The sequence below is a fragment of the Vibrio sp. 2130-1 genome (assembly GCF_033339515.1).
Map to the genome: position 1 here is coordinate 1 of NZ_JAWOUT010000223.1, position 743 is coordinate 743.

1 pseudogene is annotated in these 743 nt (G+C 48.2%); it reads left to right on the forward strand.

The window, feature by feature from the left end:
* A pseudogene (cdd, locus tag R7Q09_RS25330) lies at positions 1 to 743 on the forward strand (cytidine deaminase); the annotation flags it as partial.

A 743-nucleotide genomic window follows, 5' to 3' on the forward strand; every position in this document is an offset into this window, starting at 1 on the left:
TCGTCCTAGCCGTCGATTTTGATGCTACTCTTTCAGCGCCGCAGTTTGAGCAATTGCTTTCAGCTACCAGCCTATCAGATAAAGAGCTGCGTGTTGCTCTACTTCCTTTTGCCGCTGCATATTCTTACGCTCCTATTTCTGAGTTCTATGTTGGTGCAATTGTTCGAGGCTTGTCTGGCCGTCTGTACTTTGGTGCAAACATGGAGTTCTTTGGTGTTCAGTTAGGCCAAACTGTTCACGCAGAACAATCTGCAATTAGCCACGCTTGGATGAAAGGCGAACACGGTGTCAAAGACATCACCATCAACTTTAGCCCTTGTGGTCACTGCCGCCAGTTCATGAACGAACTGTCGACTGCTAAAGAGTTGAAAGTTCAGCTACCTGAGCGCGACGAAAAGTCATTACATGAATACTTACCAGAAGCTTTTGGTCCAGCAGACCTTGGTATTGAGTCTGGTTTGATGGCCGAAGTAAAACACCAATTTGTGTGTGATGATGAAGACGCATTGATTCAACAAGCCGTCGAAGCGATGAACATGAGCCATGCGCCGTATACCAATAACCTCAGTGGTTTGGCATTAGAGCTCGCGAACGGTCGTGTGTTTAAAGGTGCTTAGGCAGAAAACGCCGCATTGAACCCAAGCCTTCCACCGCGGCAAGTAGCCCTGATTCAAGTGTTGTTGGCAGGCGAAACCTTCGACCGCATTAAGGCTGCCGCTCTAGGTGAAAACTCTGAGGGTAAC